Source organism: Caballeronia sp. INML2, from assembly GCF_023631365.1.
GTDB lineage: Bacteria > Pseudomonadota > Gammaproteobacteria > Burkholderiales > Burkholderiaceae > Caballeronia > Caballeronia turbans.
The window spans coordinates 1-243 of sequence record NZ_JALQDH010000059.1 but is presented as its reverse complement, the minus strand read 5'-3'; the positions used below and the strand labels follow the sequence as shown (position 1 = coordinate 243).

The window sequence follows — 243 nt, the reverse complement described above, 5'->3', positions numbered from 1 at the left end:
CTGCTCGGCTAGCTAGGCCAGCGGCGCGCACGTCGCCATCGCGATGTGATCCGCGATCGCCGCGTTCACCGCACAGGCATGCGTGAGCGGCCCCATGTGTCCCGCATCCGGCACGACGATCAGCTTCGCCGCCGGCATCAGATCGGGCAAGGTTTCCGCGATCAGGCGCGTCGGCGCGGGCGCGTGCTCGCCGCGCATGACGAGCGTGGGAATGCGCAGCTTCGCATACGCGCTCGCCGGCGT

1 protein-coding gene is annotated in these 243 nt (G+C 70.4%); it reads right to left on the bottom strand.

All coding sequences use genetic code 11. The features are described from left to right. Positions 1 to 12: 12 nt before the first annotated feature. Positions 13 to 243: alpha/beta fold hydrolase (locus tag NCT32_RS21355; protein WP_250490512.1), on the bottom strand; the 231-nt coding region annotated here is incomplete at its 5' end.